The following is a 26,718-nucleotide window of genomic DNA, read 5'->3' as shown; positions in this document are numbered from 1 at the left end:
CAAACCCGCAGCGTGTAGCTGCGTCCATCCCAAGGAGAAGGGTCTTATGGAAATAGAAGAATTCGGCTACAAGCAAGAGTTGAAACGTAGCCTGACGCTGACCGACCTGGTGGTGTACGGGATGATCTTCATGATCCCCATCGCGCCCTTTGGCGTATATGGCTACGTTAACGCCGAAGCGCCGGGGATGGTGCCGCTGGCCTACCTCATCGGCATGTTGGCGATGCTGTTCACGGCGTTGAGTTACGGCAGCATGGCGCGGGCCTTTCCGATTGCCGGCTCGGTGTATTCCTACGCGCAACGCGGCCTCAACCCGCATGTCGGGTTTATCGCTGGCTGGCTGATGCTGCTCGATTACCTGCTGATTCCGCCGCTGCTCTACGTTTACGCGGCCATGGCGCTGAATCATCTTTACCCGGACATTCCCAAAGTCGGCTTCATCCTGGCCTTTCTGGTCAGTGCGACGTTCGTCAACCTGCGTGGCATCACCTTCACCGCCCGCCTGAACATCCTCTTTCTGCTCGCGCAACTCGTGGTGCTGGGGATTTTCCTGTTCTACGCCTGGAACGCCCTGCACAACGGCGGCGGCCACGGCCAGTTGACCCTGGCGCCGGTGTACAACCCGGAAACATTCAACTTCGCCCTGCTGATGCAAGCCGTGTCGATTGCGGTGCTGTCGTTCCTCGGATTCGATGCGATCTCCACCCTCGCCGAAGAAATCAAGACTGACCCGGGCCGCAGCGTCGGCAAGGCTGCATTGATCACTCTGTTCGTGATGGGTGTGATCTTTATCGCGCAGACCTGGATCGCCACGGACCTGGCCGCCGGCATGGGCTTCACCTCGGCGGACACCGCGTTCTATGAAATCGCCGAACTGGCTGCCGGCAGTTGGCTGGCGACCCTGACCGGCATGGCCACGGCCCTGGCCTGGGGTGTGGCAGTGGCAATCACTTCGCAAGCGGCGGTTTCGCGCCTGCTGTTCGGTATGGCCCGGGACGGCAAACTGCCGAAAATACTGGCCAGGGTCCATCCTGAACACAACACCCCTTACTTGAGCATCTATCTGGTGGCGCTGCTGTCGCTGGTGATCTGCTACCTGTTCATCAACGCCGTGGACACCCTCACCTCGCTGGTGAACTTTGGCGCGCTGAGCGGGTTCATGTTGCTGCACCTGACCGTCATCAATTATTACTGGCGTCGGCAAAAGTCCGGTCAGGTGATTCGCCACCTGATCTGCCCGGTCGTTGGATTCATCATCGTCGCGGCCATCATGTACAACATGGGCGTCGATGCGCAAAAGCTCGGTTTGATCTGGATTGCCTTGGGTCTGGTGTACCTGTTTTTCCTGAACAAGCTCGGCGTCAACACAGCGTTGCCTGATCCGAGCAACGGCTGACAAGAAAAAGGGCGGCGTCTGACAACAATTCAGGCGACCGCCGCTTTAACGCGTGGAAATTGACAGTGATAGTCAGGTTCGGTGCCAACCGTCGAACCCTTTGATACAGGAGTGCGTCCATGCTGGTCTTACGCCCAGTCGAACTAACCGACCTGCCCCAGTTGCAGCAACTGGCGCGCGACAGCCTGGTCGGCGTCACGTCCTTGCCGGACGACACCGAACGCCTGCGCATGAGGATTCTCGATTCCTGCGCCTCATTCGACAAAGACGTTGCGGCGCATGGCCCGGAGAACTATTTCTTCGTGCTTGAGGATCTGCAGGCCCAACGGCTGGTGGGCTGCTCGGAAATCCTGGCCACCGCCGGTTTCAGCGAGCCGTTCTACAGCCTGCGCAATCGCCATTTCACCAGCGCGTCCCGGGAATTGAACATCGAGCATGGCGTGCCGGCGCTGTCGTTGTGTCACGACCTCAACGGCCACACCTTGCTGCGCGGCTTTCATATCGACGCCGCGCTGGTGCGAACAGACTTTTCGCAGTTGCTGTCGCGGGCCCGGTTGCTGTTCATCGCCGCCCATGCGCGGCGCTTTGCCGACACGGTGATCACCGAGATCGTCGGCTTCAGCACCGATGAAGGGCAGTCGCCGTTCTGGGATGCGGTGGGCAAGCATTTCTTTGACCTGCCTTATGCCGAGGCCGAACGGCTTTGCGGTCTGGAGAGCCGGACCTTTCTCGCCGAGCTGATGCCGCAATACCCGATCTACGTGCCGATGCTGCCGCAAGCGGCGCAGGCGTGCATTGGCCGCATCCACCCCGATGGCCAGGAAGCCTTCGATATCCTCGAACGCGAAGGCTTTGAAACCAACAGCTACATCGACCTTTTCGACGGTGGCCCGACCTTGTATGCGCGCACCTCGAACATCCTTTCCATCGCCCAGAGCCAGACCGGCACGGTGCAAACCGGTTCGCATGTTGATGCGCGCGGCAGTTACCTAGTGAGCAACGATTCGCTGAAGGACTATCGGGCCATCGTCGCCGAACTGGATGTCCAGGTCGGACAACCGGTGCAATTGAGCGCGCCGATGTGCGCCGCCCTGAACGTGACCGAGGGCAGCCCGATTCGGCTGATCGCCCTGTGAGCCTCACTCGGCCCCGTGCCCAACGACAGCGCTCGAGCAGGCGCGAAGAAGGAGCTGCATCATGATCGTCCGCCCGGTTCGCGTCACCGACCTGCCCGCCTTGATGGATCTGGTGCAACAGGCCGGCCCCGGTTTTACCACCCTGCCGGCCAATGAAGAACGCCTGGCGCACCGGGTCCGCTGGGCGCAGCGCACCTTCGCCGAACAGGTCGAGCGTGCGGATGCCGATTATTTGTTCGTCCTTGAAGACGACGATCAGCAAGTGGTCGGTATCAGTGCCTTGGCTGGCGCCGTCGGCCTGCGTGAGCCCTGGTACAACTATCGGGTCGGGCTGACAGTCAGTTCGTCGCCGGACCTGGGCATCCAGCGGCAGATTCCAACGCTGTTCCTGAACAACGAAATGACCGGCCAATCGGAAATCTGCTCGCTCTTCCTGCGGCACGATCAACGCCATGGCAGTAACGGCCGGTTGCTGTCGCTGGCGCGTTTACTGTTCGTTGCCGAGTTCCCGCACCTGTTCGGTGACAAGCTCATCGCCGAGCTGCGTGGCAGCGCTGATGAACATGGCTGTTCCCCGTTCTGGGACAGCCTGGGCCGGCACTTCTTCAAGATGGATTTCAGTCACGCCGATCACCTGTCGGGGCTGGGCAGCAAATCGTTCATCGCCGAACTGATGCCCCGCCAACCGCTCTACACCTGCCTGCTCACCGAACAGGCCCAGGCCGTTATCGGCAAGGCGCACCCCAATACCGAACCGGCGCTGAAGATCCTCTGCGCCGAAGGGTTTGCCCATCAGGGCTACATCGACATCTTTGATGCCGGCCCGGTGATCGAGGCCCCTATCGCGAAAATCCGCACTGTACGTGACAGCCAGCCACTGTTATTGGCCATTGGTACGCCAGACGAACAGGCACCGGTGTGGCTGATCCACAATCGTCGCCTGGAAAACTGCCGCATCACCGCCGCCCAGGCCAGACGGGTGGGCAACAGCCTGATCGTCGACCGCCTCACGGCCAAACGCCTGCAACTGCAGCCCGGCGACTCGGTACGTGCCGTGCTGCTGCGCAAGCAACAGCAGCAGGCAGTGGCGGCGTGATTCAACTTGGTTTTAAGGCGTTGCCCAGAGGCACTCGTTTACCTGATCACTAGACACTCCTATTAACCGTCGACGTGCTCTGTGTGACTTGTTACCCCCTCCGAAAACATCCAACAACAACTCACAACATCAACTAACAACTAACGATTTGCCTTCAATCACCGCCATCACCATACTTAGAACACACAGAAATTACACCCACTGAGTTAACCATGCGACAGCCCACAAACAACTGGCACAACACGCCGATATTTCGTGCAGCAACTAATGTAATCAGCACCCCCACACAAAACAACAGTGCGATTAATTGCTGGGGAACGACACCGCGCCTGAACATCGGCAACATTCACGACATCAAAAACCATTGGCAACTGTTGCAAGCTCCGCCAAGGTCGAAACCCTCTACTTCCTGACACGCTCCATCTTAAACTCCAGCAAAGCAGGCCATTTCATGATCGAGACACTTTTAGATAAAGGCCTATCGCCAGGCCATCTTATAAAAAGCCTTGAAACCCTGGACATCACCAGACACATCGAAAGACTCGCCAATCAGTTGAGCGAAAATACTGCACTTACTCATGAAACTTCTAGAAGTGCAGAGATCATGAAGTCAACAAACATTCACACCAGAACACTGATACTGCACTGTAACGGCGATGGCAACATCGGCCTCAAGGCACCTGACAACGCTGGCGCCTCACAACTGCTCTATACCGTTCCAGGGAACAGTATTTTGTTCGCTATCAACGATCAGTCATTCCCGGTCCAGCTATATGAAATACAGGATGACAAGTTGACGCTGGGGCAATGGATCATCGTCGACGCCGACAATCCGCTATTCATCGACGGCACGAAGGTCCTGTTCGACAGCAATCCGACAGGCACTGGGCATAAGGCCTTTATCGGCAGCATCAACCTGCCAGACCGAAGCGCAGACATTGGCGTGTTTGACCGCGCCTCACTGAGCAAAATCGCCTGGTTCCCCCATGACGATAGCGCGGCACGCTACCTGGTGAGCCTTGAGTTGCTGGAGACCGTTCAGGATCCAGAGGCGCGTCATGTGGCCGAAGAATTGATTTATCACTACCACCCCGCTGTTGCCTGGAAGGCCTTTCAGATGATTCAACAAACGGACCAGCAGGCCGCACTGAATTACGTGCCTCTGTTGAGAAACCTCGAAAACAACCACCTGAACGTCTTGCTCGACCAACAGAGTGAAGCGGCATGAAGCTCAATACGTTTGTTGAGCGCATGACGAATTACGATCTAGAGCAAGACAAGCTAAAGATCATGGAGGACCTGCGCCAACTGGCGACTCACCGTACATTGTTGAGTGAACATCTTTATACCGTTATTCAACAAGAAGGTTTCAGCACGCGAAACAGCCTCTACAACGCTTATGCATTTGTATTGCATTACAACGATCTATTTACTGTCCGCTTGGGGTTTTGGTCTCCGGTCTCTTCGAAAGATGAAAGTGAAACATTCATCTATGACCTGAACCACACCCACGACTTTGAAATCTATGCCGTGGGTTATAGCGGAGACGGGTATACAACTGTTACACGAGAAATCCTTGGCGACGCACCTATTAGAGCCGGAAAAAGACCACTTCTTGGCGAAGAAAGAGTACTTAAACTGGCGCCTGGAGAAATCCTGCACATGCGCCCATTGCATGAAGTGCACAAGCAGCTTCCACCCACAACAATGTCCGCATCGTTGAGTTTGCTTATTCATCCTCAACGGTCCGTTAAAACAGAAGAAGCCTGGAGCTTCGACGAGAACTATGTGCCGACCTATCCCGGCATTGCCATGCACGAAACAGCTTTCTATGAAGAAACGCTGTCCATGCTCCAACGCGGGTAGTTAAAACCTGCACCCATAAATATAAAAGGAAAAACCGTATGAAAACGCCTATGACCCAATGGACCCAAACCCCTCTGATGCACGCTGGCACCAACGTGATCAATACACCGGTCAAAACCACGGCTCTGTCCCCGTGTGCCAGTTTCATGCCTCGCTATAACGTAGGCAATATCCACGAAATCAAGAAAATCTGGAGCGTGCCAGCACACGGCTGAAATCGCTTTCGTTAAACGCTACATCGGGGCTGCAGACTGAAAAGGTCTGCAGCCTTTTTTGGCATCCAAGTTGGGGGGCTGATTAACAGACTTATGTCCGTGCTGAATTCGTCATCATCTTCACCTCCCCCGCGTGATAGCCTTTTGTTCCTTCGGCGTTGACACCTTTGCTCAAGCCTTTCCATTCCTTTGTATTGGTGGAACTCATATGTCCAGGCTCTCTCATCAAGATTTGCGCCGTAGCTTTCGCGAGCTGCTTGCGTCCAACGCTTGCTATCACACGGCGTCGGTCTTCGACCCGATGTCGGCCCGTATTGCCGCTGACCTGGGTTTTGAAGTGGGCATCCTGGGGGGATCGGTTGCTTCATTGCAGGTGCTGGGCGCCCCTGACTTCGCCTTGATTTCCCTCAGCGAATTCGCTGAGCAGGCCACGCGCATTGGCCGTGTGGCGCAATTACCCGTGATCGCCGACGCCGACCACGGCTACGGCAACGCACTCAACGTAATGCGCACCATCGTCGAACTGGAACGCGCCGGCATCGCTGCGCTGACCATCGAAGACACCCTGCTGCCGGCACAATTCGGCCGCAAATCCACCGACCTGATCGGGGTCGCGGAAGGCGTCGGCAAGATTCGCGCAGCTCTGGAAGCGCGGGTCGATACAGAGATGGCAATCATTGCTCGCACCAATGCCGGGATACTGCCGGTGCAGGAAGTCATCAGCCGCACCCAGCAGTACCAGAAAGCCGGTGCTGACGGCATTTGCATGGTCGGCGTGCGCGACTTCGAACACCTCGAAAAGATTGCCGAACACCTGAGCGTACCGCTGATGCTGGTCACCTACGGCAACCCGGCGCTGCGCGATGACAAACGCCTGGCTGAACTGGGCGTGCGGGTGACCATCGACGGTCACGGCGCGTACTTTGCGGCGATCAAGGCAACTTACGACAGCCTGCGCGAGCAGCGGCAGATATTTACCCAAGCGGCGGATTTGAGCGCCACCGAACTGACTCATACTTATACGCAGCCCGAGGAATATATTCGTTGGGCGGAAGAGTTTATGAGTGTGAAGGAATAACGGTTTAGCACGTTTGAGTGTGTGAACCGAGCCGACGCCATCGCGAGCAGGCTCACTCCCACAGTGATTTTTTGGTGGACACATGATTTGTGTACGCCTGCAATCCAATGTGGGAGTGAGCCTGCTCGCGATGGCGTCAGTTCAATCACCGTTAAACTGCAGTCTTGAACCCCTCCTCCCGCTGCAACGCCCGCGCCTGAATGACATCCAGAATCGCACAGCCCTCGCGCATCAACAGATGCACGGCGCTCGTCACACGCGTTAAATCACAATCGGAAATGCCTTTGAGGCCCAGCGTGGACAAGGTGTCCGCCAGATCGCGAACCACGGTAAAGCGATGCGCCGCGCAGGCGGCGAGGTCGCTGAGTTCTTTGTGGGTATTGATGAAGAGCACCGGGTTTTCGGCGTCGTAGGTGTCGATGGGGAGGTAGCGCGGCATGACTTGGTCGAACATGGGGTGTAACTCCATATTTGAGCTACCACCGTTCGCGGCCAAGCGAATTAAGGTGGCAGCTGTGTGCGGGTTGGCCGACCGGCACACCCACAACCGGCACACCCTAAGGTGTCCCGCGCACAGCTGCCATAACACGATATCCAGACATGAAAATGCCTGAACAATGACACTGATGCGTTTGGTGTGGTCGACCGGCCAAGGTCGTTCGCAGAGTTTTCCGCGAGCCCGAACTATAGGGGTCGATACCGAAACGCGGCAACAGGGTACGTTGTAGGAAACGTCTTGGAAAGTTGTGCGCCACAAGTCGATCGTTCCCACGTCGAGGCGTCGAACCGTCTGCGTGGGAATGCAGCCCGGGACGCTCTGCGTCCCTTCCGGAGCCGAACGCGGAGCGTCCGTTGAGGCATTCCCACGCAGACGGTTCGACGTGGGAACGATCATTCAGTGAGCTTTGGCCAACTCCATAATCATCCGCGACAGCAGATAAATCCGCGGCGCCACGCTCTCGACCTCCGCGTACTCCTCGGGCGTATGGATATTGCCGCCAACAATCCCGAACCCATCCAGCGTCGGCGTACCCACACCGGCCGAGAGACTGGCGTCCGCCGCCCCGCCGCTGCCTTCTTCGGTCAACTTGCGACCGAGTTCACCGTAAATCCCTTGCGCCATCGCCATCAGTCGATCCGATTCCGCCGTCTGCGGCATCGGCGGCAGGCCGCGCTGGAGGGTGGTCGTGACTTGAGTATCCGCAATCAACTTGTCCTGGGACACCCGAGCCAGGTCTTTCTCGATGCGGTCAAACTCTTCAGGCACCGCTGCCCGCACATCCGCCTTGGCCGTTGCCTGGTCTGGAATCACGTTGGTTCGGTCGCCGGCCTTGAGCACGGTGAAGTTGATGGTGGTTTTCTTCGTTTCGTCGCCCAGCTTGCCGAGCTGCAGAATCTGGTGCGCGGCCTCCATCGCCGCGTTGCGTCCCAGCTCCGGCGCGACACCGGCGTGAGCGGCTTTGCCTTTGACTTCGACCACGGCGGTGGCGCTGCCTTTGCGCCACGCCACCAGGCCATCCGCCGGGCGGCCCGGTTCGAGGTTGAGGGTTACGTCGTGGGCCTTGGCGGTCTTTTTGATCAGGTCGGTGGCGATGTCCGAGCCGGTTTCTTCACTGGCGTCGAGCAGGAACGTGATCTGCGCATAGTCCTTGAAGTCGATATTTTTCAGGACTTTCAACGCGTAGATCCCGGCGACGATGCCGCCCTTGTCATCCATCACGCCCGGCCCGTAGGCGCGCCCATCCTTGATGTGGAACGGGCGCTCAGCGGCCGAGCCTTCCTTGAACACCGTGTCCATGTGCGCCATCAGCAGGATTTTCGCCTTGCCGGTGCCTTTGAGCGTGGCGATCACATGACTGCTCTTGTCCGGCGTATTCGGCACGAGTTCGATGGTGGCACCGAGCTTTTTCAGCTCATCGATGGCGATGTCGCGCACTTGCGTCAGGCCGGGCTCATAGCCGGAACCGGAGTCGATGTTCACCAGGCGTTCCAGGAGTTTCAGGGCTTCACCTTTGTATTGCTCGGAATCGGCGAAGACTTGTTTGTGCGGTTCGGCGTAAGCCGCAGGGGCCAAAGCACCGAGGGCGAGGGTCAGGCCAAGGCTAGTGGCCAGCAGTGAGCGAGGGAGCTTGAGCGTCATGAATCGGTCCTTGTTTCGTGTCGGGGGGCAAAAACACCCTACCTGACTACGGCGCAAGGCTCTAGACCGGATGCGACACCCATAGACCTGACACACCGCAATCCCCTGTGGGAGCGAGCTTGCTCGCGATGACGGTGGGTCAGCTTGCATTGATATTGAATGAACTACCGCCATCGCGAGCAGGCTCACTCCCACAGAGGGATAAATGCGTCTTTCAGACCGGGTCGAGCAGTTCGTGCTGGGGCTGGCCGCCAATGCGGCAGATCACGCGGTTGCGGCCGGTGGTCTTAGCTTCGTAGAGCGCTTGATCGGCGTCGTTGAGCCACAGGGTGGCGTCGGTGTGTGCCGGGCTGAACGCTGCCAGACCAATGCTCAGGCTGACGTTGAGCGCCGGGTTCTGCTCGTAACCTAACGTGGCGAAGCGATCCCTCAAGGCATCCATGGCAGCCGCGGCGCTGTCGAGGGGCAAGTCCGGCAACAAAACGCAGAACTCATCACCGCCATAGCGCCCCGCCACGTCAGTTGCCCGCAGATTCTGCTTGAGCATTTTGCTCAGCTGACGCAACACAATGTCCCCGGCGACGTGGCCGTAAGTGTCATTGATGGCTTTGAAATGATCGATGTCGATCAGCGCAATCGCGCCGCCCTGTTGCTGGCGCTGGCAACGCTGGAATTCAACTTCCATCTGATCTTTCCAGGCCCCGTGGTTCAGCAGGCCGGTGAGGCTGTCGGTGCGGCTCAGGGCCAGCAGTTCACGTTTGTGCCGGCCCAGGGTGGTGGCCTGCCGAAAACAGATCCAGCCCAGCGCCAGTGGGTACAGGGTCAGCAGCGGCAAACAGGCATAGAGCTGCAACGGACTGGTTGGCGCGATGAAGGCCGGTGTGAACACCAGCATGCCGACACCAATGCCGAGAACCTGCGCGACCGTTCCCACCAGCAGGAAACGCAATCCGCCAATCGCCACGTTATTCATGGCCATCATCGAAAGCGTCGCCGCGCTCGGCAGCGGATTGAAGTGCATCGCCGCGACCCAGAATCCGCCCAGGCAGGCGTCGATCAATATGTTGCGATGTTCGGCGTGAAAGGGAACCTTCGCCCGACGCGCCCATTGATAGGCAACATGTGGCCAAAGCACGCCATTGAAGACCATCAGCCCCCATACCCATGGCGCCGGATCGAGTGGATACATCGCCGCGCCCACGCACAACATCCCAAGCAACAAGCCCAGGGTTCGCGATGTGTAGAGCCTCCTGGCCAGAGAAAGCCCTTTTCCTCCCGTTTTTCCCATAAGGGCCTCTGCGCCTGAGCGGAACCTGATAGCACCGGGTTAGCAGGTGTGCTGGGAGTCTATCAGGGCAACGTTAAATAGCCATCACCGGCGGGCAGCCGGGTTTGTGCAGGTCGAGCGGCGAATGTTTGGCTATACATGAAGAGAGGGTTCGATCAGCAACCCTTACCAAGGAGGCCCATGCAGACCTTTCAAGTGTTGATCATCGGCAGCGGTTTTGGCGGTCAGTGCGCGGCGATCAATTTGCTCAAGGCAGGCATCGACGATTTTCGCCTGCTGGAACGACGGGATTTTTTCGGCGGCACCTGGTGCCAGAACACTTACCCCGGAGCCGCCGTCGACGTGCCCTCGCCGCTTTATTCACTGTCCTTCGCTCCTTACCGCTGGACGCAAATGTTCGCCGAACAGGCCGAGCTGCACCACTACACCGAGTACGTGGTGGACCACTTCGGCCTGCGCGACAGAGTCGAGTTGCAAGCCAATGTCGAATCCATCGAATGGGACGCCGACCATCAGCGCTGGGCCGTCCACACCGGCACCAAAGGCACTTTTTATGCGCAGTTCCTGATCAATGCCACGGGGCCGTTGAGCCAACCGGTCATCCCGCGTTTCGCAGGCCAGGAACGCTTTCAAGGCAAGACTTTTCACACGAACAATTGGGATCACGCCTTCGACTACCGACACAAACGCGTCGCCATCGTCGGCAGCGGCGCCAGTGCCGCGCAGGTCATCCCGACGATTGCTCCCGACGTCGAGCACCTGCATGTGTTCCAGCGCACGCCACACTGGGTGCTGCCACGCGCCGACCGCACGTTCGGCCCCTTCCAGCGTTGGCTGCTGGGTCTGAAGCCAGCGTATAAGCTGCTGCGCTGGATGCTCTACTGGCAGTTCGAAACCCGGGTGATTGCCTTCAAGTACTCAAAACCGGCGATTCGCATGGTCCAGCAACACGCCCTGCGCTTCCTCAAGCGCCAGGTGCCCGACCCCGAATTACGTCGAAAACTGACCCCGGACTTCACCATCGGCTGCAAGCGCGTGATTATCTCAAGCACCCTGTACCCGGCGCTGGGGCGCAGCAACGTGACGTTGCACAGCCGCGAGCAAGGCATCGCATCCATCGACGAAACCGGCATCGTCACCCAGGATGGCCAGCACATCGATCTGGACCTGATCGTCTGGTCCACCGGGTACGACGCCACCGACGGGGTGATTTCCTACCCGGTCACCGGCAAGAACGGCACCCGGCTCAAAGACGTCTGGGCGCAGTATCCCCGGGCGTACCTGGGCACCAGCCTGCCGGACTTTCCCAACCTGTTTATCGTCACCGGCCCCAACACCGGCATCGGCCACACCTCGGCGCTGTTCATCATCGAATCGCAGATGAACTACATCCTCGACTGCATTCGCACGCTCAAAGAACGCGGTTTGCGCAGCATCGAAGTTCGCCCCGAGGCAGAACGTACCTACACTGAGATGATCCACCGGGAAATGGAACGCACCGTCTGGAAGTCCGGCGGCTGCCACAGTTGGTATCAAAGCAGGAGCGGTCACGTCGTTGCCATGTTTCCGGGGTTCAGTTTCAGCTATCACCGGTTGACCCGGGCACTGAAACCCGCCGACCACATTTTGTCCTGATCACTGCCAAGGAAAACGCCTGATGCTTGTTTTAGTTGTCGCTATCGCCGTTTTCGTAGCCTGGAGCTGGTTGAGCTACCCGGCCATCGGTTACTGGCTGTATGACTTGGACACGGCCCTGGAGGCCAAGCTGTATCGGCTGCACAAGATCGTTGTGCCGATCGCCGAAATGACCGTGTCGACGTGGCAAGGCGGGCCATACGAAGCGTCCAGCAGCGTGCTGATGCTGCATGGCTACAGCGCCGACAAGAACATCTGGCTGCGTTTCGCCCGGCATTTTGTCGGCAACTATCGCGTGATCATCCCCGACATCGCCGGTCATGGCGAAACCGGCTTCAAGGCCGGGGGCGGCTACGACATCCCCCTGCAGGCCAAACGAATGATCCAGCTGCTGGACGTCTGCGGGGTCGACAAGGTCCATGTGATCGGCAACTCGATGGGCGGCTACATGGCGGCGTGGCTGGCGGCGACGTATCCGGAGCGGATTGCCTCGGTCGCGCTGATCGATCCGGCCGGCGTGACCGCCCCCGAAGCCAGCGACCTGGAGCGACACCTGGCCAAGGGACACAACCCGTTTTTGATTCATTCGCGGGAGGAATTCCGGCGTTTCTACGCCATGACCATGGCCGAGCCGCCGTGGGTGCCGGGGGTGGTGCTGGATGCGATTGCGCTGCGCTATGAACAGAGTCGCGAGGAGCTGGAGGAAATCTTCAACGATTTCCGTGCCAGCCCGCCGATGGAGCCCAAACTGCCCGACATCAAATGCCCGGCCCTGTTGCTATGGGGCCACAAGGATCGCTTGATCGATGTCAGCAGCGTGGCCGTGTGGAGTAAAGGCATTGCTGATTTGCGAGTGGTCATCTGGGACCACAGCGGCCATATGCCAATGGTCGAACAGCCGACCAATGCAGCGCGACTGTACCGGGAGTTCCTCGGATCGCTGCGCTCGGAAAGCCGTTCTCACCTGTAACCACCGGGCTCGGTAGCGGCTACACCGGACAGGTGCATGCAGTCCTTGGCAGAATGAAGTCCGTAAGATTCTTCGTTTGTCGGCGCCGCAGAAGGCTGCGATCTTTTCCCCCATCCTTCACGTCACCGCGCCAGGAATTTTTTTCATGAGCCACCCAAACTTCGTCAGCCCTGACCTGATCCGCCAACGCTTCTCCAAAGCGATGTCCGACATGTACCGCGAAGAAGTGCCGCTGTACGGCGCGCTGATGGAACTGGTGGAGCAGACCAACCGTCACGTGCTGGACAGCGACCCGCAGATCGCCCGGCAATTGAACAGCACCGGCGAAATCGAGCGACTGGACCTTGAGCGACACGGCGCCATCCGCGTCGGCACCGCTGGCGAACTGGCCACCCTCGCCCGCCTGTTCGCGGTGATGGGCATGCAACCGGTCGGTTACTACGACCTGACCCCGGCCGGCGTACCGGTGCATTCCACCGCATTCCGCGCTGTGCACGAAGCCTCGCTTCAAGTCAGCCCGTTTCGGGTGTTCACCTCGCTGCTGCGCCTGGAACTGATCGAAGACCCGGCACTGCGGGCCTTCGCCCAGTCGGTACTGGATAAACGCCAGATCTTCACCCCAACCGCGCTGGCACTGATCGAGCGCGCTGAAACCGAAGGCGGCCTTACCGAACAAGAGGCCCGGGATTTCGTCGAACAGGCGCTGGAAACCTTTCGCTGGCACCACAGCGCCACCGTCACCGCCGAGCAGTACCAGAAACTCAGCGCACAGCACCGCCTGATCGCCGACGTGGTGGCGTTCAAAGGCCCGCACATCAATCACCTGACGCCGCGCACCCTGGACATCGACATCGTCCAGGCACAAATGCCCGCCCATGGCATCACGCCCAAAGCCGTGATCGAAGGCCCGCCCCGCCGTCAGTGCCCGATTCTGCTGCGCCAGACCAGCTTCAAGGCACTGGACGAACCAATTGCCTTCACCGATCAAGCCGAGACTCGCGGCAGCCACAGCGCACGTTTTGGTGAAATCGAACAACGGGGCGCGGCGCTCACCCCCAAAGGCCGGGCGCTGTACGACCGTCTGCTAAACGCCGCCCGCGATGAGTTGAATGACTTCCCCAACGAAGCCAATGCCGCACGTTACAACGCGTTGATGACGCAGCATTTCGGCGAATTCCCTGACACCTATGACGGCATGCGCCAACAGGAACTGGCGTACTTCCGCTATTTCGTCACGGAAAAAGGCCTGGCGGCGGATGAGCTGAAGTCCTTGACCCTGGACGATCTGCTCAGCGGCGGCTATTTGCGGGTGGAACCGTTGGTGTACGAAGATTTTCTGCCGGTCAGTGCGGCGGGGATATTTCAGTCCAATCTGGGAGATGCCGCGCAGGTAAATTACGGCGTGCATTCGAACCGCCAGGCTTTTGAACAAGCCCTGGGGCGGCCGACGATTGATGAACTGGGGTTGTATGCCGAGACGCAGCGGCGTTCGATTGAAGCGTGTTTTGCAGCGTTGAGGTAAACCTCGGTCGCCTAAAAAAGATCGCAGCCTGAGGAAGGCTGCGATCTCTTGATGTTATTTCAACTTCGCCAACAGGGCCTCTGCGGCCGCCTCGGACGATGCCGGATTCTGCCCGGTGATCAGCAAACCATCCGTGAGCACGTAACTCGCCCAATCCGCGCCCTTGGAATACACGCCGCCTTTCTCCTTGAGCATGTCCTCCACCAAGAACGGCACGACGTTGGTCAGTTGCACCGCCTCTTCTTCAGAGTTGGTAAACCCCGTCACCCGCTTGCCTTTAACCAGCGGCTGGCCGTCGGCGCTTTTGACGTCACGCAACACACCGGGCGCATGACAAACGGCTGCAACCGGCTTGCCCGCCTTGATAAACGCCTCGATCAGCGCAATTGAATTCTTGTCATTGGCCAGGTCCCACAGCGGGCCATGACCACCAGGGTAGAAAACCGCGTCGTAATCTTCAGCTCGCGCGCTGCTCAGCAGAGCGGTAGACGCCAATGCAGACTGGGCGGCGGAATCTTTGCGAAAGCGATCGGTGGCTGCGGTTTGCGCGTCCGGCTCGTCACTTTTCGGGTCCAGCGGCGGTTGACCACCCTTGGGCGAGACCAGGGTCAACTGAGCGCCGGCATCCTTGAAAGCGAAGTACGGTGCGGCGAATTCTTCCAGCCAGAAGCCGGTTTTCTTACCCGTGTCACCCAATTGATCGTGGGACGTTAAAACCATCAGGATTTTCATGTCGTTCTCACTCCGTTTCAGGGTTGTTCGGACGCTCGACGGCGCTGTGTTTATGGACCACTGCGCCAACCGATTCGTTGCACCGGATGTGTAGAGTCATCGAGTGATAGCGCAAAGCCTTGATGCGCAAGTTCTTGCGCACTCTTCCTTCAGAACGGTCCTACCTTGGCGCTCAACACCCAGCCTGCCAAGCCTTTCAGCCGAGTGCGCAAGAAGTTGCGCAGTGGTGCGCAAGTTCTTGCGCACATTCTTTTGTGTTCCTGGCCCAACCTCGTTTCAACAACCTGAAAACAAGCTCAAGACCTTGATTTACATGGCTTTATCAATTTATGGCACGGACCTTGATAACAGTCAGGCACCCACCGGGCGATACCGCCTCCCGGGCACCCTCACTTTATTCAGCAAGGAGCACATCCATGGCTACACCAGCGTACATGTCCGTCACTGGCGAAAAACAAGGTCTGATCACTGCCGGCGCCTTCACCGCCGACTCGGTTGGCAACACCTACCAGGAAGGTCACGAAGACCAGGTCATGGTTCAGGCTTTCAGCCACGACGTGATCATCCCGCGTGACCCACAGTCCGGCCAACCAACCGGCCAGCGCGTACACAAGCCAGTCGTGATCACCAAAGTCTACGACAAGTCTTCGCCACTGCTGCAAGCCGCCCTGACTTCCGGCGAGCGCATGAGCGAGATCGTTATCCAGTGGTACCGCACTTCGGCTCAAGGTACCCAAGAGCACTACTACACCACCAAACTGGAAGACGCGATCATCGTCGCCATCAACAACAAAATGCACAACTGCCAGGATCCGTCGAACTCGCACTTCACGCACCTGGAAGAAGTGCAGTTCACCTACCGCAAAATCACCTGGACCCACGAAGTATCCGGTACTTCGGGTTCCGATGACTGGCGTCAGCCAGTCGCTTAATCGCGGCTGACCGCTTCACGCATCGGCCAGCTCTGCTGGTCGATGTTGTTTACGCCTTTCCAGAATTTTGCGTCTGCTGACCCCTTTTCCTGGGGCTTTTGGCGAACGCCGCTGCACTGCACGAGGAACAAGGGATGTTCGCGCCGGCCAATCAGACTCACTTTGCCCTGACCATTGAAGGTCTTTCCAGCGACTTTCAGGTCCTTTCCCTGCAAGGTCGGGAAGCCATCAGCCAGCCTTTTGTGTTTGAGGTGGAACTGGTCAGTGAACAGCCGTCCCTGGACCTCGAAACGCTATTGCACAAACCGGCCTTCCTGCAGCTCTCGCCTGATGGCAGCGGCATCCATGGCCAGATCTATCGCGCCGCCCAGGGTGATTCCGGCAAACGCCTGACCCGCTACGCGGTGACCCTGCGCCCGCAACTGTCCTACCTCGCGCACCGCATCAACCAACGCATCTTCCAGAACCTGACGGTGCCGAAAATCATCGGCATGGTCCTCGAAGAGCACGGCATCCAGAGCAATGCCTACGAATTCAAAGTCGGGGCGATTTATCCCGAGCGCATTTACTGCGTTCAGTATGATGAATCGGACCTGCAATTTGTCCAGCGCCTGTGCGAGGAAGAAGGTATCCACTACCACTTCCAGCACAGCACCACGGCCCACAAGCTGGTGTTCGGCGATGACCAGACGGTGTTCCCGAAACTCGCGCCCGTGGCCTATCAACAAGACTCCGGCATGGTCGCCACCGACCCGGTGATCAAGCGCTTCGACCTGCGCCTGGAAACCCGCACCAGCCGCACCACCCGCCGCGACTACGACTTCGAAAAGCCGCGCCTGACGCTGGAAAGCGAAAACCGTGGCGACGCCCTGCCCGACCTCGAAGACTACGACTATCCCGGTCGCTTCATCGACCGCGAACGCGGCAAGCACCTGGCCAAACGCAACCTGGAACGTCACCGCAGCGACTTCCAGCTCGCCGAAGGCAAAAGCGATCAGCCGTTGCTGGTCAGCGGCCACTTCCTGGCCCTGACCCAACACCCGAAAGCCAAATGGAACGACCTGTGGCTGCTCACCGAAGTCCTGCACGAAGGCAAACAGCCGCAAGTGCTGGAAGAATCGGTCACCAGCGACACCACCCGCCTCAAGGGCGATTTCCACCAGGGCTACCGCAACCGCTTTCAGGCGACCCCGTGGGACGTGCCGAACCGCCCGCCCCTGACGCAAAAGAAACCGCGCATCCTCGGCAGCCAAAGCGCCGTGGTCACCGGCCCCAAAGGTGAAGAGATCCACTGCGACCCATACGGCCGCGTCAAAGTGCAATTCCACTGGGACCGCGAAGGCCAGGCCGACGACAAGACCAGTTGCTGGCTGCGCGTCTCCTCCGCCTGGGCCGGCGCCCACTACGGCGGCATCGCCATCCCGCGGATCGGCATGGAAGTGCTCGTCACCTTCCTCGAAGGCGACCCCGACCAACCGCTGATCAGCGGCTGCCTGTACCACAAGGAAAACGTCGTCCCGTACCCACTGCCGACGAACAAGACCCGCAGCACCTTCAAAACCCTCAGTTCCAAGGGTGGCGGCGGCTTCAACGAACTGCGCATCGAAGACAAAAAGGGCCAGGAACAGATCTTCCTCCACGCCCAGCGCGACTGGGACGAAAACGTCGAGCACGACCAGAAAATCCGCGTCGGCAACGAACGCCACGACATCGTCGAGCAAAACAGCTACAGCGAATTCAAGGCCGAAGAACACCACACCGTCTACGCCGACCGCAAAGTCGAAGCCCGCGCCAACGACCACCTGACCGTGGGGGTCAACCAACACATCAAGATCGGCACCGGGCAATTCATCGACGCCGGCCAAGAGATTCACTTGAGCAGCGGCATGAAAGTCGTGCTCGAAGCCGGCAGCGAACTGACCCTCAAGGGCGGCGGCAGCTTCATCAAGATCGACGCCAGCGGCGTGACCCTGAGTGGGCCGGTGATCAACATGAACTCCGGCGGCGGACCGGGAAGTGGGACCGGGGCGGCGCCGTTGTTGCCTGGGGTGTTGAAGCAGGCGGATGCGGACAGGGCTGGGGCGGTGTTGACGCCGGCTCAGGTTAATACGTTGAAGCGTAATGCGCCGTTTTGTGAAGAGTGTGAGAAATGCAAGGCGGGGGTTTGTGATATCGCAAGCCCCATCCAGGAATCTGAAAAAAGCACCCACGACTTAGTGTTCGTCCTGAACGACGAAATAACAGGTAAGCCTAAGCCGGATACTCCTTACCGAATCAAGCTTGAATCTGGACTTACTGTTAAGGGTGTTACCGACAGTCAAGGAATGACCCAAAAAGTTTCATCCAACAAACCCGAAAAAGCCACCATCGAGGCCCCTTACTATGGCGACACTACAAGCGACACTCACTCCGACTGCGGATCAGACGCCTGTAGCTGTTAGTGTTTCAGCGGACGAGCCAAGCGGTGCTCAGTGGGTGGGGAGGTTCCTGGGCAGCGCCAGCCTCACTACGCTTGCGTCTCCATTTCGGGAATCCGCGACCAAGTTTCTCGATGCAGTAAGAGCTGCCGGGGGGACTGTGCATATTTCCGCAACGTACCGTCCCCCGGAAAGAGCTTATTTAATGCACTGGGCGTGGAAAATCTTTAAGACGGGCTTCGATCCACAGCAAGTTCCCAGTTATCCGGGTGACGTTATAAAAATCAAATGGGCACACGTTTCCGCGTCCGGCGCTTATGACCAACAGGCCTCTGTACAAGGTGCCAGGGCCATGGTGAATGGCTACGGAATCAGTGGACTTAACGTCGCCCCGGCGCTCAATTCCAGGCATACGCAGAAACTGGCGATTGACATGAACATCAGTTGGACCGGGACCTTAGCGATTAATAACGCCTCTGGAACGACCGTCAGTATAAGCTCGGCCCCCAAAACCGGAATGAACAATGAGCTTCATACCGTCGGTGCCTCTTATGGCGTAATCAAATTCGTTGGGGGAAGTAGTGACAAACCTCACTGGTCAAATGACGGGCATTAAAATGCACAAAATAACGCCTTATTTGTTACTTGCTGCACTGACCTTGCCGTTGATTTCTTGCGCAGCGGAAAGCGATGGCTCAGTACCGACAGACGTCTCCAGCTACATCCAAAGCAGAGACAACTGTGACTCTCTACGCGGCGATATTCCTGAACCGGATCCTGCCGATCCAGGGAATCTCGATCGAGTCATCAGCGATATCAATAAATACTGCAAGGGTACGGACCAGAAGCTGAAGCAGCTGAAAGAAAAATACTCTGGAAACGAAAGCGTTGAGAAGTTGCTCTCCACTTACGAAGAAAATATTGAAGCTGACATGAGTTTTTAGATTCACTCATCAAGGACGACAGTTGTGACATCTGAAAACATCACCCCACAGATATGGCTATCCGAATCCCCCCTGAGTTCGGGGGACCGTCTGTACCTGATCGTCAGCGCCGCCAGCGATGCCGAAGCGCTCAAGACGCTTTATCAGAACGATCCCACGACTCAGGCGACGCCAATCTGGGGGGGCACCCCCTACGCGGGCTGGCAACAGGTCATGCCCTACCTCGTCGAGTTGAATCCCAACTCCGGTTTTCTGCAATGGATTGCCGAGACGGATGCGCAGGACTGGGGTTGGCTGGCGGTTTCAACCAGCTCGCCCGACGTGGTGTTCGAACACCTTCGCAGCCTGACCCAAGTGCGCATGCCCGACGGCAGCGAGGTGTTTTTCCGCTTCTGGGATGGGCGGCATATTTATCCGATTCTGGAAGGATTGGGTGATGCGGCGGGTGAAGTGCTGCCGGTGTTTGATCGGTATCTGATTAATGGGAAGCGGTTGGACGTTGGGCCGCGAGTGGTGCCGAAGGCGAAGGATTGGCCTTGGTGGGAGGTGCCGAAGGAGTTGCTTGATGGCTTGGCGAAGAAGAACCCGTCAACCCTGGTCGGCAACCTGATGCAGTGGCTGGAAGTTGAACGTCCAGACCTCTACGCCGCTTACCCCGAGAGCAACCTGAAGCTAAAAATCGCACGTTTCGTGCGCCGCCCGGATGCTCCGAAAAACCTTAATGAAGCACTGTTAAATCACCTGATTCTGGAGCAAGGCTGATGGATCGCGTTGCCTACGTTGATAACCAACTGAGTACGTTCAAGGACAGCTTGAAGCTGTATCAGGAACAAACCAAAACCTGGTACGCGAAAGTCGCCGATAAAGGCAGCCGCGCCGCCGACCTGCCCTCCCTGCTTGGAATGGAACGAGTAATTAAGGTTGGCAACACCAGCAAATCAGTGAGCACGACTGACGGTGACTTCACCTCAAACGTCGCCCAGTGTCCGCTCAAGGGGCCGTTGCTGATCGAGAGCAAATTCGAATCGGTTTACGACATCCCGTTAGGCGATATCGAAGTCGAAATCGTTGCGGTTGAAGGCGGCGCGATCAGTAAGGTCAAGCTGGATGCTCAAGGCAAAGCGGCATGGACAGGTGGTGTTCCGGGCAAGTTCTACAAGATCCGCGTTCACAACGAAGTGACACCGGCGCAGATCGATACGCTGTTCAGTTCCTATGGCGGTCTCACCTCGGACCTGGAAGGTTTCCTGCGTAAGGAGTGGGCCGGTTTCAAACCGCAATGGTCAAATGTGTCGGCTTCCGGTACCGCGATGGCTGTCGGCAACGGCATCCTTGAAGGCGGCTGGGAAGCGATAAAAGGCGTCTGGGACGGCATCAGTCTGGTGCTGGATATCCTGCAAGACCCTGGCAAGTTTGCGAAAGACCTTGGTGCCGGCACTCAGAAACTGATCGATCTCGCCAAACAAACGCCCGACGTCATGAAAAAGGCCATGTTGCTGGCCAGCGACGAGGCCGCCCTGTTCCTGATGGTGCGCAGCGCCGTTATCTGGCTGGCGGGCCTGCCGCCGATGAAGATGGCTGGCGACGTCGCAAAAATGACCACGGCGGCGGTCGTCGGAATCGCCATCGACATCGTCATCTCGATCGTGCTGACCATCGCAGCGGAAGGCACTGGCGTCATTTACCTCGCGGCACGGTTGAAGAAGTACGGCGAAATCATCATCAAGGCAGTGACAGGCTTTGTGGAGTCGGTGTTCAAGATCATCAAAGGCTTCATGGAATACGTCACGAAATACACGGCGGTTGCGGCGCGTGGTGTGACGGCTCAGGTGAAGAGTGGTTTGGCGCAGTTGCGGTTTGACGGGAAGAAAAACGCGAAACTGGGCAAGAGCAAAGTCGGTGATGACGTTTCCAGACAAGCAAAGACGCCTGCCAACCAGAGCGCCGAGCCTGCCGCGAAAACCTGTACCGACAAATGTCCCGTTTCGATGGTCACTGGCGAAGAGTTGTTGACGTTGAGCGATGGCCAACTCGACGGTCTGCTGCCGTTTGAGTGGACACGCCTGTACCGAACCAGCGCCGTGGAGATCGATTGCGGTTTGGGTTACGGCTGGAGCCATGCGCTGGCACACCGGATCGAAATCAACGGTGACGAAGTCATCTGGACCGACCACGAAAACCGTGCCACGCCGTTCCCGCTGCCGAGCCAACAACGCCCCGCTATTACCAACAGCCTGTCTCGGGCTGCGATTTTCATCGGTGACGATCCGTCGGAGCTTGTTCTGGCGCAGGCCGGAAACCGCCCCTCGTTCTACCACTTCCGCTTCAACAGCAAAGGCGCAACCTTGATTGCCATCAGCGATAGCTATGGCAACCGGTTGCACATCACTCGTGATATCCATGGGCGGATAAAGCGCCTCGACAACGGTGCCGGTCGCGCCCTCCTCCTGCGTTATGACCGCAAGCACATCGTCGCCGTCGACTATCAACAGTTCCTTCCGGCAGACAATCTGGAAGACGCCTGGAACACCGTCCAGACGTTGGTTACCTATAGCTATGACGAGCAGCATCGCCTGATCGAAGCGAAGAACGCGGCCGGTGAAGCCGAACGCTATCGCTACAACGATCAACACGTGATTCTTGAACGGCAACTGGCGGGTGGCGCCAGTTTCTTCTGGGAGTGGGAGAACGAAGGCAAACTTGCGCGTTGCGTTCATCACTGGGCGAGTTTCTCGCAGATGGAAGCGCACTACGTCTGGGACGATAAAGGCAGCGTGACCGTTACCAACGCCGATGGCAGCGAAGAGGTTTACACCCACGACGATAAGGCGCGGTTGGTCAGCAAAATCGACCCCGATGGCGCTGAACACCTCAAAGCCTATGACGAAAAAGGCCAACTGATCGCGGAAAAAGATCCGTTGGGCGCTGTGACCGAATACCGGTACGACGAAGACGGCTTGATGACGGCCGTCATTCCTCCGGAAGATGAACCTGTCACTTATGAATACAGCAATGGATTCGTCAGTGATGTTCATCGCGGCAAAGCCACGTGGAAGTATCAACGCAACAATCAGGGCGACATCACTCAACAGGTCGACCCCGACGGCAACGCCACCCTCTACAGCTACGACCGTCAGGGCCGTCTGCTGGAAATCCGCCACCCCGATGGCAGCCGCCATCAATTAGGCTGGAACAACCTCGGTCAACTGCTGGAAGAAAGCCTGCCCGACGGCGGCCAGCGCAAATATCGTTACGACGCCTTGGGCAGGCAGATCACCCGCCAGGAAGAAACCGGCGCGATCACCCACTATCAATGGGACGCCGCCAATCGCCTCGCACTGGTCACCCTGCCAGGCGGCGCCACCCGAGCGTTTACCTACAACGCCTACGGCAAGGTCACCGCCGAGCGCGATGAATTGGGTCGCATCACCCGCTACGAATATGCCGATGGCCTACACCTCGTCAGCCGCCGGATCAATCCAGACGGCAGCCAGTTGCGCTACGGCTACGACAATTCGCGCTTGTTGCTGACCGAGATCGAAAACGAACGTGGCGAGCAGTATCACCTTGATTACTACGCCAACGGCCTGATCCAGCAGGAAACCGGATTCGACGGTCGTCGCACTGCTTATGAATACGACCTCAACGGTCAGTTGCTGAAGAAAACCGAATTCGGTGATGACGGCAGCGAACTGATTACCGCGTACCAACGCGACGCAGCTGGCCGCTTGCTGGTGAAAACCCTGGCCGATGGTGAGGAAATTCACTACAGCTACGACGCCTTTGGCCGCCTCGTAAACGTCGATGACGGCAACTGGCCGCTCGCCTACGAATACGACTTGCAGGACCGCCTCATCACCGAACACCAAGGCTGGGGTACGCTGCGCTACGAGTACGACACGGTCGGTCAACTCAGCCACTGCCGCCTGCCGGACGGCAGCAAACTCGATTATCACCATCAGCGCGGTGGTCAACTAAGCAGCATCGACCTCAACGGTTCGCGCCTGACCACCCACCAGTTCAGCGCCGGTCAGGAACTACAGCGCCAACAAGGCCTGTTGCTGAGCCAATACCAATACGACGAACAAGGCCGCCTGCAAGCACACAGCGTCAGCCAGAAAGATCGCAACTTATTCCGCCGTCGTTACGCCTACGACGCCAATGGCAACCTCGCCGGCATCGATGACAGCCGCAAAGGCAACCGCAGCTTCCACTACGATCCACTTGATCGCCTGATCAATGTTCGCGGCAGCACCCCGGAAAGCTTCGCCCACGACCCGGCCGGCAACTTGCTGGGCCAAGGCGATCAACCCGCCGCGCACCTGGCCAACGTCAAAGGCAACCGTCTGCTGATGCAGGGCGACCGCCACTACGACTACGACGCCTACGGCAACCTGACCCGAGAACGTCGCGGCACCGGGCAGAAACTCGTCACCGAATACCGTTACGACTGCCAGCACCGCCTGATCGGCGCCAGCCTGCCGGGTGGCAGCGTTGCGACCTACAAATACGACGCCTTCGGCCGCCGCATCGAAAAAACCGTCGACGGCAGCACTACTGAATTCCTGTGGCAAGGTGAGCGCCTGATCGCCGAAAGCGCAGACAACCGCTATCGCACCTACATCTATGAACCGGGCAGTTTCCGTCCGCTGGCGATGCTCGACGGTGAAGGCCCACTGAAAGCCACGCCGTTTTACTACCAACTCGACCACCTTGGTACGCCGCAGGAACTGACCGATTACAGCGGTGAGATCATGTGGTCCGCCAAGTATCGCGCCTACGGCAACCTCGCCGCCCTCGACGTGGCTGAAATCGACAACCCGTTGCGCTTTCAGGGGCAGTACTTCGACGCGGAGACGGGCTTACATTACAACCGGCATCGCTACTACAATCCGGGGACCGGGCGGTTTTTGACGCCGGATCCGATCAAGCTTGCGGGTGGGTTGAATAACTACCAGTACGTGCCTAACCCTACGGGGTGGGTGGATCCGTTGGGGTTGAATGGGTGTCCTGGCGCCGGGGGCAGCCAAGATCCTACGGTAAATCCTGCAGGTAAAGCTAAGGTTGATACTAAGGAGCCACCAGCGCCCGAGGTTAGTTGGTCTAGCCCGACGTTCAAGAGAGCTTCCGATCAACTCGATCGAGGTGCAAAAGATGTTACTGTCAATAATAGAGCCGAGGCTGAAGAGCTCTTCAGAGGTAGGTACGTCGGAGAGGGTTATAGAAATGCCGAAGAATTTAACTCAGTAACTGCTAAAGACTATTTTTCCACTCCGCAAGGGAAAGAGTCGTACTACCACTGGGATGACACCCTAGTATCCAACATTGAAACCAGAAAAGTCTACATGGCAAACCATAGCCCTACAGATCCGCACGCAGCACTACCTCATTTGCAACTTCATCCTAAAGACGGCAAAGTAATCCGCATTTACTGGCCGAATTCATTCGAGGGGCAAAAATGAACAACCAAAAGCTTATCCCACGAAGTGTTTGGTATGGCCTTGACGGCAAGGGTTACGATTCGATTGCACAAGAATTAGCATCTGAAGACCCACTGTTACGTAAATGGGCTGCGATATACGCAATTTATAAATATGATTTTTCCTCGATCGACCCTTTTCGCTACTATGACTTTATAAACAACGCAAAAAGCTCCCGGTATGCAATGATCATATTCTCTATTCCAGTTGAAACTATCAATACTAGCGATGGCATAGATGACCGCGACATCAAAATATTAAATTATGAAAAAATGAATTCAGAAGAAGAAATCAATAGCCTTTTAGAAACATACCGGATAGATCCAGCGCTTTTCACTCCTCCTTGGCGTTGTGAATACCCATTGTAATTATTTGGAATAAATGTGCAAAAGTGGATACTGGAGTGGACTTATTTCCATAACAAAAAATAAATCTGCCCCTTTTTTTTGTCAAAAAAAAAAAAAAAAAAAAAAAAAAAAAAAAAAAAAAAAAAAAAAAAAAAAAAACGAAGAAAAACTAAAAAAAGGAAATGTAGATAAAATGGTACGGATTTATTCTCACAACAGAAATAAACCCCCCTCTTTTTTGTATCTATTGGCCTAACCTTTCGCGGGACAATAATGAACAAGCCAAAAATCATACCAAGGAAAGTCTGGCATGGTCTTGAAAGCAAATCTTATCTTGAGATTGCACAGGAATTGCCGGATACAAACAATCTATTGCGCAAGTGGATTGCCATATATGCGGCGTATCAAATCGACTTTATAAATCGATGCCCAACTCGATTGTTCTACGATTTCTTAGAAAGCGCAAAAGACTCCAATTATGTCGCCGTCGAATTCAGCATTCCACGGCACGTACTTGAAACCAGAGACAGCATTGACGATAGTGACATTACAATATCCAAATGTGTGACTCTTAAAACCGAAGAAGACATTAATAGATTTCTTCAACAAAACAGTATTGATCCAGAGTTATTCATTCCGCCTTGGACATGCGAATACCCGCTAGACTAAGAATACCCAAAGGATGGATTTATTTTTCACTACAGAAAATAAACTCGTCCAGAGGAATCCCCACAAATCTACCGCAACGTCTGAGCTTGTTGATGCACCTCGGTTCGCAATGCGTGATCAAGTCTCTCCAAGGCTTTTCGAAAGTTCGAGCTGCGTCCGCTGCTCCAGCATTCGAATCCCAGCCGCCCCGAAGCAAGTTCAAAAATACATGGAAAAGACCAAATAACATGAATTCCACATTAAAATATAAACTACAGCCAATTCGGGTACCAAGCGGCTGGACAATTACAATAAATAATTTATTTGAAGTAGAGCTTACTAAAGAAACTGCAGAATGGTTCAGCAGTTCAGTTCTTCTAGGAGGAGTTAGAAGAAGCACTGGTCATTGCTTTGACGCCAGAGTTGAGCCCGAGGGGGATCCGGACGGGGAATTTATTATTGAATTTCTAACAATTAAATATGACCACAAAGGTTTACCAGTAAAAAACTCTGAGGTTTTTTTAGGAGACTTCAAAACAAAGAACAAAGAGGAGTTTATTGAGAAAATTGAATCCTATATGCTTAAGACTTGACACCACGATGGAGCAACACCTGCTTATTTTTTACCAAACTTTCCTGCTATTGATCACTTACACTACAACTACACTCCCGTGGAATATGAAAATCTCGAAAATATTGCCCGAACCAGCTTAATGGACAAATATGAGCAATAAGAAAACCATCCCGCGAAAAGTTTGGTGGGGACTGGAAGCGAAATCTTATTCGGAGATCGCGCAAGAACTACCTACAAATGACGAGTCCTTGCGCAGCTGGGTGGCCATATACGCGGTATACCACTTGAATTTCGCAGACAGA

22 protein-coding genes are annotated in these 26,718 nt (G+C 56.7%); 18 read left to right on the top strand and 4 right to left on the bottom strand.

The window, feature by feature from the left end; genetic code table 11:
• Positions 1-46 precede the first annotated feature (46 nt).
• The 7 genes from QRN31_RS25760 (at position 47) to QRN31_RS25730 (ending at position 6,787) form a co-directional block, all read left to right on the top strand.
• Positions 47-1,396: an APC family permease gene (locus QRN31_RS25760; protein ID WP_285435413.1), complete on the top strand. Its 1,350-nt coding sequence runs from the start codon at positions 47-49 to the stop codon at positions 1,394-1,396.
• A 119-nt stretch (positions 1,397-1,515) separates the two neighbouring features.
• Positions 1,516-2,532: an arginine N-succinyltransferase gene (locus QRN31_RS25755; protein ID WP_285435412.1), complete on the top strand. Its 1,017-nt coding sequence runs from the start codon at positions 1,516-1,518 to the stop codon at positions 2,530-2,532.
• Between the two features lie 61 nt (positions 2,533-2,593).
• Positions 2,594-3,628, top strand: a complete 1,035-nt coding sequence (gene astA, locus QRN31_RS25750; protein WP_285435411.1) for an arginine N-succinyltransferase — start codon at positions 2,594-2,596, stop codon at positions 3,626-3,628.
• A 307-nt stretch (positions 3,629-3,935) separates the two neighbouring features.
• Positions 3,936-4,856 carry a hypothetical protein gene (locus QRN31_RS25745; RefSeq protein ID WP_285435410.1) on the top strand — a complete coding sequence of 307 codons (921 nt, stop codon included), beginning with the start codon at positions 3,936-3,938 and terminating at the stop codon, positions 4,854-4,856.
• On the top strand, positions 4,853-5,494 hold the full coding sequence (locus QRN31_RS25740) for a transposase (protein WP_285435409.1): 642 nt from the start codon (positions 4,853-4,855) through the stop codon (positions 5,492-5,494). Before QRN31_RS25745 ends, QRN31_RS25740 begins: the two co-directional genes overlap by 4 nt.
• A 38-nt stretch (positions 5,495-5,532) precedes the next feature.
• Positions 5,533-5,709, top strand: coding sequence for a hypothetical protein (locus QRN31_RS25735; protein ID WP_285435407.1), 177 nt, complete (start codon positions 5,533-5,535; stop codon positions 5,707-5,709).
• 208 nt (positions 5,710-5,917) lie between these two features.
• Complete coding sequence (locus tag QRN31_RS25730; protein WP_285435406.1) at positions 5,918-6,787, top strand: oxaloacetate decarboxylase; 870 nt, start codon at positions 5,918-5,920, stop codon at positions 6,785-6,787.
• Positions 6,788-6,938: 151 nt separating this feature from the next.
• Here the strand turns inward: QRN31_RS25730 and QRN31_RS25725 are convergent, their stop codons facing one another.
• From QRN31_RS25725 to QRN31_RS25715, 3 genes are all read right to left on the bottom strand, one after another.
• Positions 6,939-7,241 carry a hypothetical protein gene (locus tag QRN31_RS25725; protein WP_090182781.1) on the bottom strand — a complete coding sequence of 101 codons (303 nt, stop codon included), beginning with the start codon at positions 7,239-7,241 and terminating at the stop codon, positions 6,939-6,941.
• Between the two features lie 441 nt (positions 7,242-7,682).
• On the bottom strand, positions 7,683-8,927 hold the full coding sequence (locus QRN31_RS25720) for a M20/M25/M40 family metallo-hydrolase (RefSeq protein WP_285435404.1): 1,245 nt from the start codon (positions 8,925-8,927) through the stop codon (positions 7,683-7,685).
• Between the two features lie 214 nt (positions 8,928-9,141).
• A complete protein-coding gene (locus tag QRN31_RS25715; RefSeq protein WP_285435402.1) occupies positions 9,142-10,215 on the bottom strand; it encodes a diguanylate cyclase in 1,074 nt (357 codons plus the stop codon).
• Positions 10,216-10,395: 180 nt separating this feature from the next.
• Here QRN31_RS25715 and QRN31_RS25710 point away from each other — a divergent pair, with 180 nt between their 5' ends.
• From QRN31_RS25710 to hglS, 3 genes are all read left to right on the top strand, one after another.
• The gene (locus tag QRN31_RS25710) at positions 10,396-11,850 is read left to right on the top strand and encodes a flavin-containing monooxygenase (protein WP_285435400.1); all 1,455 of its coding nucleotides are present in this window, start codon (positions 10,396-10,398) and stop codon (positions 11,848-11,850) included.
• 22 nt (positions 11,851-11,872) lie between these two features.
• Positions 11,873-12,820: an alpha/beta fold hydrolase gene (locus QRN31_RS25705; protein ID WP_285435398.1), complete on the top strand. Its 948-nt coding sequence runs from the start codon at positions 11,873-11,875 to the stop codon at positions 12,818-12,820.
• 145 nt (positions 12,821-12,965) lie between these two features.
• Positions 12,966-14,342, top strand: a complete 1,377-nt coding sequence (gene hglS / locus QRN31_RS25700) for a 2-oxoadipate dioxygenase/decarboxylase HglS (protein WP_285435397.1) — start codon at positions 12,966-12,968, stop codon at positions 14,340-14,342.
• Between the two features lie 54 nt (positions 14,343-14,396).
• Here hglS and QRN31_RS25695 read toward each other — a convergent pair whose 3' ends face one another.
• Positions 14,397-15,074, bottom strand: coding sequence for a type 1 glutamine amidotransferase domain-containing protein (locus QRN31_RS25695; RefSeq protein ID WP_285435395.1), 678 nt, complete (start codon positions 15,072-15,074; stop codon positions 14,397-14,399).
• Positions 15,075-15,490: 416 nt separating this feature from the next.
• Between QRN31_RS25695 and QRN31_RS25690 the strand changes: the two genes are divergently transcribed.
• The 8 genes from QRN31_RS25690 (at position 15,491) to QRN31_RS25655 (ending at position 26,435) form a co-directional block, all read left to right on the top strand.
• Positions 15,491-16,006: an Hcp family type VI secretion system effector gene (locus tag QRN31_RS25690; protein ID WP_123434591.1), complete on the top strand. Its 516-nt coding sequence runs from the start codon at positions 15,491-15,493 to the stop codon at positions 16,004-16,006.
• Positions 16,007-16,140: 134 nt separating this feature from the next.
• A complete protein-coding gene (locus QRN31_RS25685) occupies positions 16,141-18,447 on the top strand; it encodes a type VI secretion system Vgr family protein (RefSeq protein ID WP_285435392.1) in 2,307 nt (768 codons plus the stop codon).
• A gap of 181 nt (positions 18,448-18,628) precedes the next feature.
• On the top strand, positions 18,629-19,039 hold the full coding sequence (locus QRN31_RS25680) for a hypothetical protein (protein ID WP_285435391.1): 411 nt from the start codon (positions 18,629-18,631) through the stop codon (positions 19,037-19,039).
• Position 19,040: 1 nt separating this feature from the next.
• Complete coding sequence (locus QRN31_RS25675) at positions 19,041-19,367, top strand: hypothetical protein (protein ID WP_285435390.1); 327 nt, start codon at positions 19,041-19,043, stop codon at positions 19,365-19,367.
• A gap of 24 nt (positions 19,368-19,391) precedes the next feature.
• Positions 19,392-20,129, top strand: a complete 738-nt coding sequence (locus QRN31_RS25670) for a DUF4123 domain-containing protein (RefSeq protein WP_285435389.1) — start codon at positions 19,392-19,394, stop codon at positions 20,127-20,129.
• Entirely contained in the window at positions 20,129-24,829 is a 4,701-nt protein-coding gene (locus QRN31_RS25665; RefSeq protein ID WP_285435388.1) for an RHS repeat-associated core domain-containing protein, read from the top strand. Before QRN31_RS25670 ends, QRN31_RS25665 begins: the two co-directional genes overlap by 1 nt.
• Positions 24,826-25,215: a hypothetical protein gene (locus tag QRN31_RS25660; protein WP_285435386.1), complete on the top strand. Its 390-nt coding sequence runs from the start codon at positions 24,826-24,828 to the stop codon at positions 25,213-25,215. The genes QRN31_RS25665 and QRN31_RS25660 overlap by 4 nt, the downstream gene beginning before the upstream one ends.
• Before the next feature lie 875 nt (positions 25,216-26,090).
• Positions 26,091-26,435, top strand: coding sequence for a hypothetical protein (locus tag QRN31_RS25655; RefSeq protein WP_285435385.1), 345 nt, complete (start codon positions 26,091-26,093; stop codon positions 26,433-26,435).
• Positions 26,436-26,718: the final 283 nt, after the last annotated feature.

It is taken from the genome of Pseudomonas sp. fls2-241-R2A-110 (assembly GCF_030209165.1).
Lineage (GTDB): Bacteria > Pseudomonadota > Gammaproteobacteria > Pseudomonadales > Pseudomonadaceae > Aquipseudomonas.
The sequence above is the reverse complement of the archived record's forward strand: the minus strand, read 5'-3'. Positions and strand labels throughout refer to the sequence as shown.

Excerpts from the sequence above, each read along its gene's own strand:
- QRN31_RS25760 (WP_285435413.1), top strand. The coding sequence starts at position 47 with ATGGAAATAGAAGAATTCGGCTACAAGCAAGAGTTGAAACGTAGCCTG.
- QRN31_RS25755 (WP_285435412.1), top strand. The coding sequence starts at position 1,516 with ATGCTGGTCTTACGCCCAGTCGAACTAACCGACCTGCCCCAGTTGCAG.
- astA (WP_285435411.1), top strand. The coding sequence starts at position 2,594 with ATGATCGTCCGCCCGGTTCGCGTCACCGACCTGCCCGCCTTGATGGAT.
- QRN31_RS25740 (WP_285435409.1), top strand. The coding sequence starts at position 4,853 with ATGAAGCTCAATACGTTTGTTGAGCGCATGACGAATTACGATCTAGAG.
- QRN31_RS25735 (WP_285435407.1), top strand. The coding sequence starts at position 5,533 with ATGAAAACGCCTATGACCCAATGGACCCAAACCCCTCTGATGCACGCT.
- QRN31_RS25730 (WP_285435406.1), top strand. The coding sequence starts at position 5,918 with ATGTCCAGGCTCTCTCATCAAGATTTGCGCCGTAGCTTTCGCGAGCTG.
- QRN31_RS25725 (WP_090182781.1), bottom strand. The coding sequence starts at position 7,241 with ATGTTCGACCAAGTCATGCCGCGCTACCTCCCCATCGACACCTACGAC.
- QRN31_RS25720 (WP_285435404.1), bottom strand. The coding sequence starts at position 8,927 with ATGACGCTCAAGCTCCCTCGCTCACTGCTGGCCACTAGCCTTGGCCTG.
- QRN31_RS25715 (WP_285435402.1), bottom strand. The coding sequence starts at position 10,215 with ATGGGAAAAACGGGAGGAAAAGGGCTTTCTCTGGCCAGGAGGCTCTAC.
- QRN31_RS25710 (WP_285435400.1), top strand. The coding sequence starts at position 10,396 with ATGCAGACCTTTCAAGTGTTGATCATCGGCAGCGGTTTTGGCGGTCAG.
- QRN31_RS25705 (WP_285435398.1), top strand. The coding sequence starts at position 11,873 with ATGCTTGTTTTAGTTGTCGCTATCGCCGTTTTCGTAGCCTGGAGCTGG.
- hglS (WP_285435397.1), top strand. The coding sequence starts at position 12,966 with ATGAGCCACCCAAACTTCGTCAGCCCTGACCTGATCCGCCAACGCTTC.
- QRN31_RS25695 (WP_285435395.1), bottom strand. The coding sequence starts at position 15,074 with ATGAAAATCCTGATGGTTTTAACGTCCCACGATCAATTGGGTGACACG.
- QRN31_RS25690 (WP_123434591.1), top strand. The coding sequence starts at position 15,491 with ATGGCTACACCAGCGTACATGTCCGTCACTGGCGAAAAACAAGGTCTG.
- QRN31_RS25685 (WP_285435392.1), top strand. The coding sequence starts at position 16,141 with ATGTTCGCGCCGGCCAATCAGACTCACTTTGCCCTGACCATTGAAGGT.
- QRN31_RS25680 (WP_285435391.1), top strand. The coding sequence starts at position 18,629 with ATGCACTGGGCGTGGAAAATCTTTAAGACGGGCTTCGATCCACAGCAA.
- QRN31_RS25675 (WP_285435390.1), top strand. The coding sequence starts at position 19,041 with ATGCACAAAATAACGCCTTATTTGTTACTTGCTGCACTGACCTTGCCG.
- QRN31_RS25665 (WP_285435388.1), top strand. The coding sequence starts at position 20,129 with ATGGATCGCGTTGCCTACGTTGATAACCAACTGAGTACGTTCAAGGAC.
- QRN31_RS25660 (WP_285435386.1), top strand. The coding sequence starts at position 24,826 with ATGAACAACCAAAAGCTTATCCCACGAAGTGTTTGGTATGGCCTTGAC.
- QRN31_RS25655 (WP_285435385.1), top strand. The coding sequence starts at position 26,091 with ATGAATTCCACATTAAAATATAAACTACAGCCAATTCGGGTACCAAGC.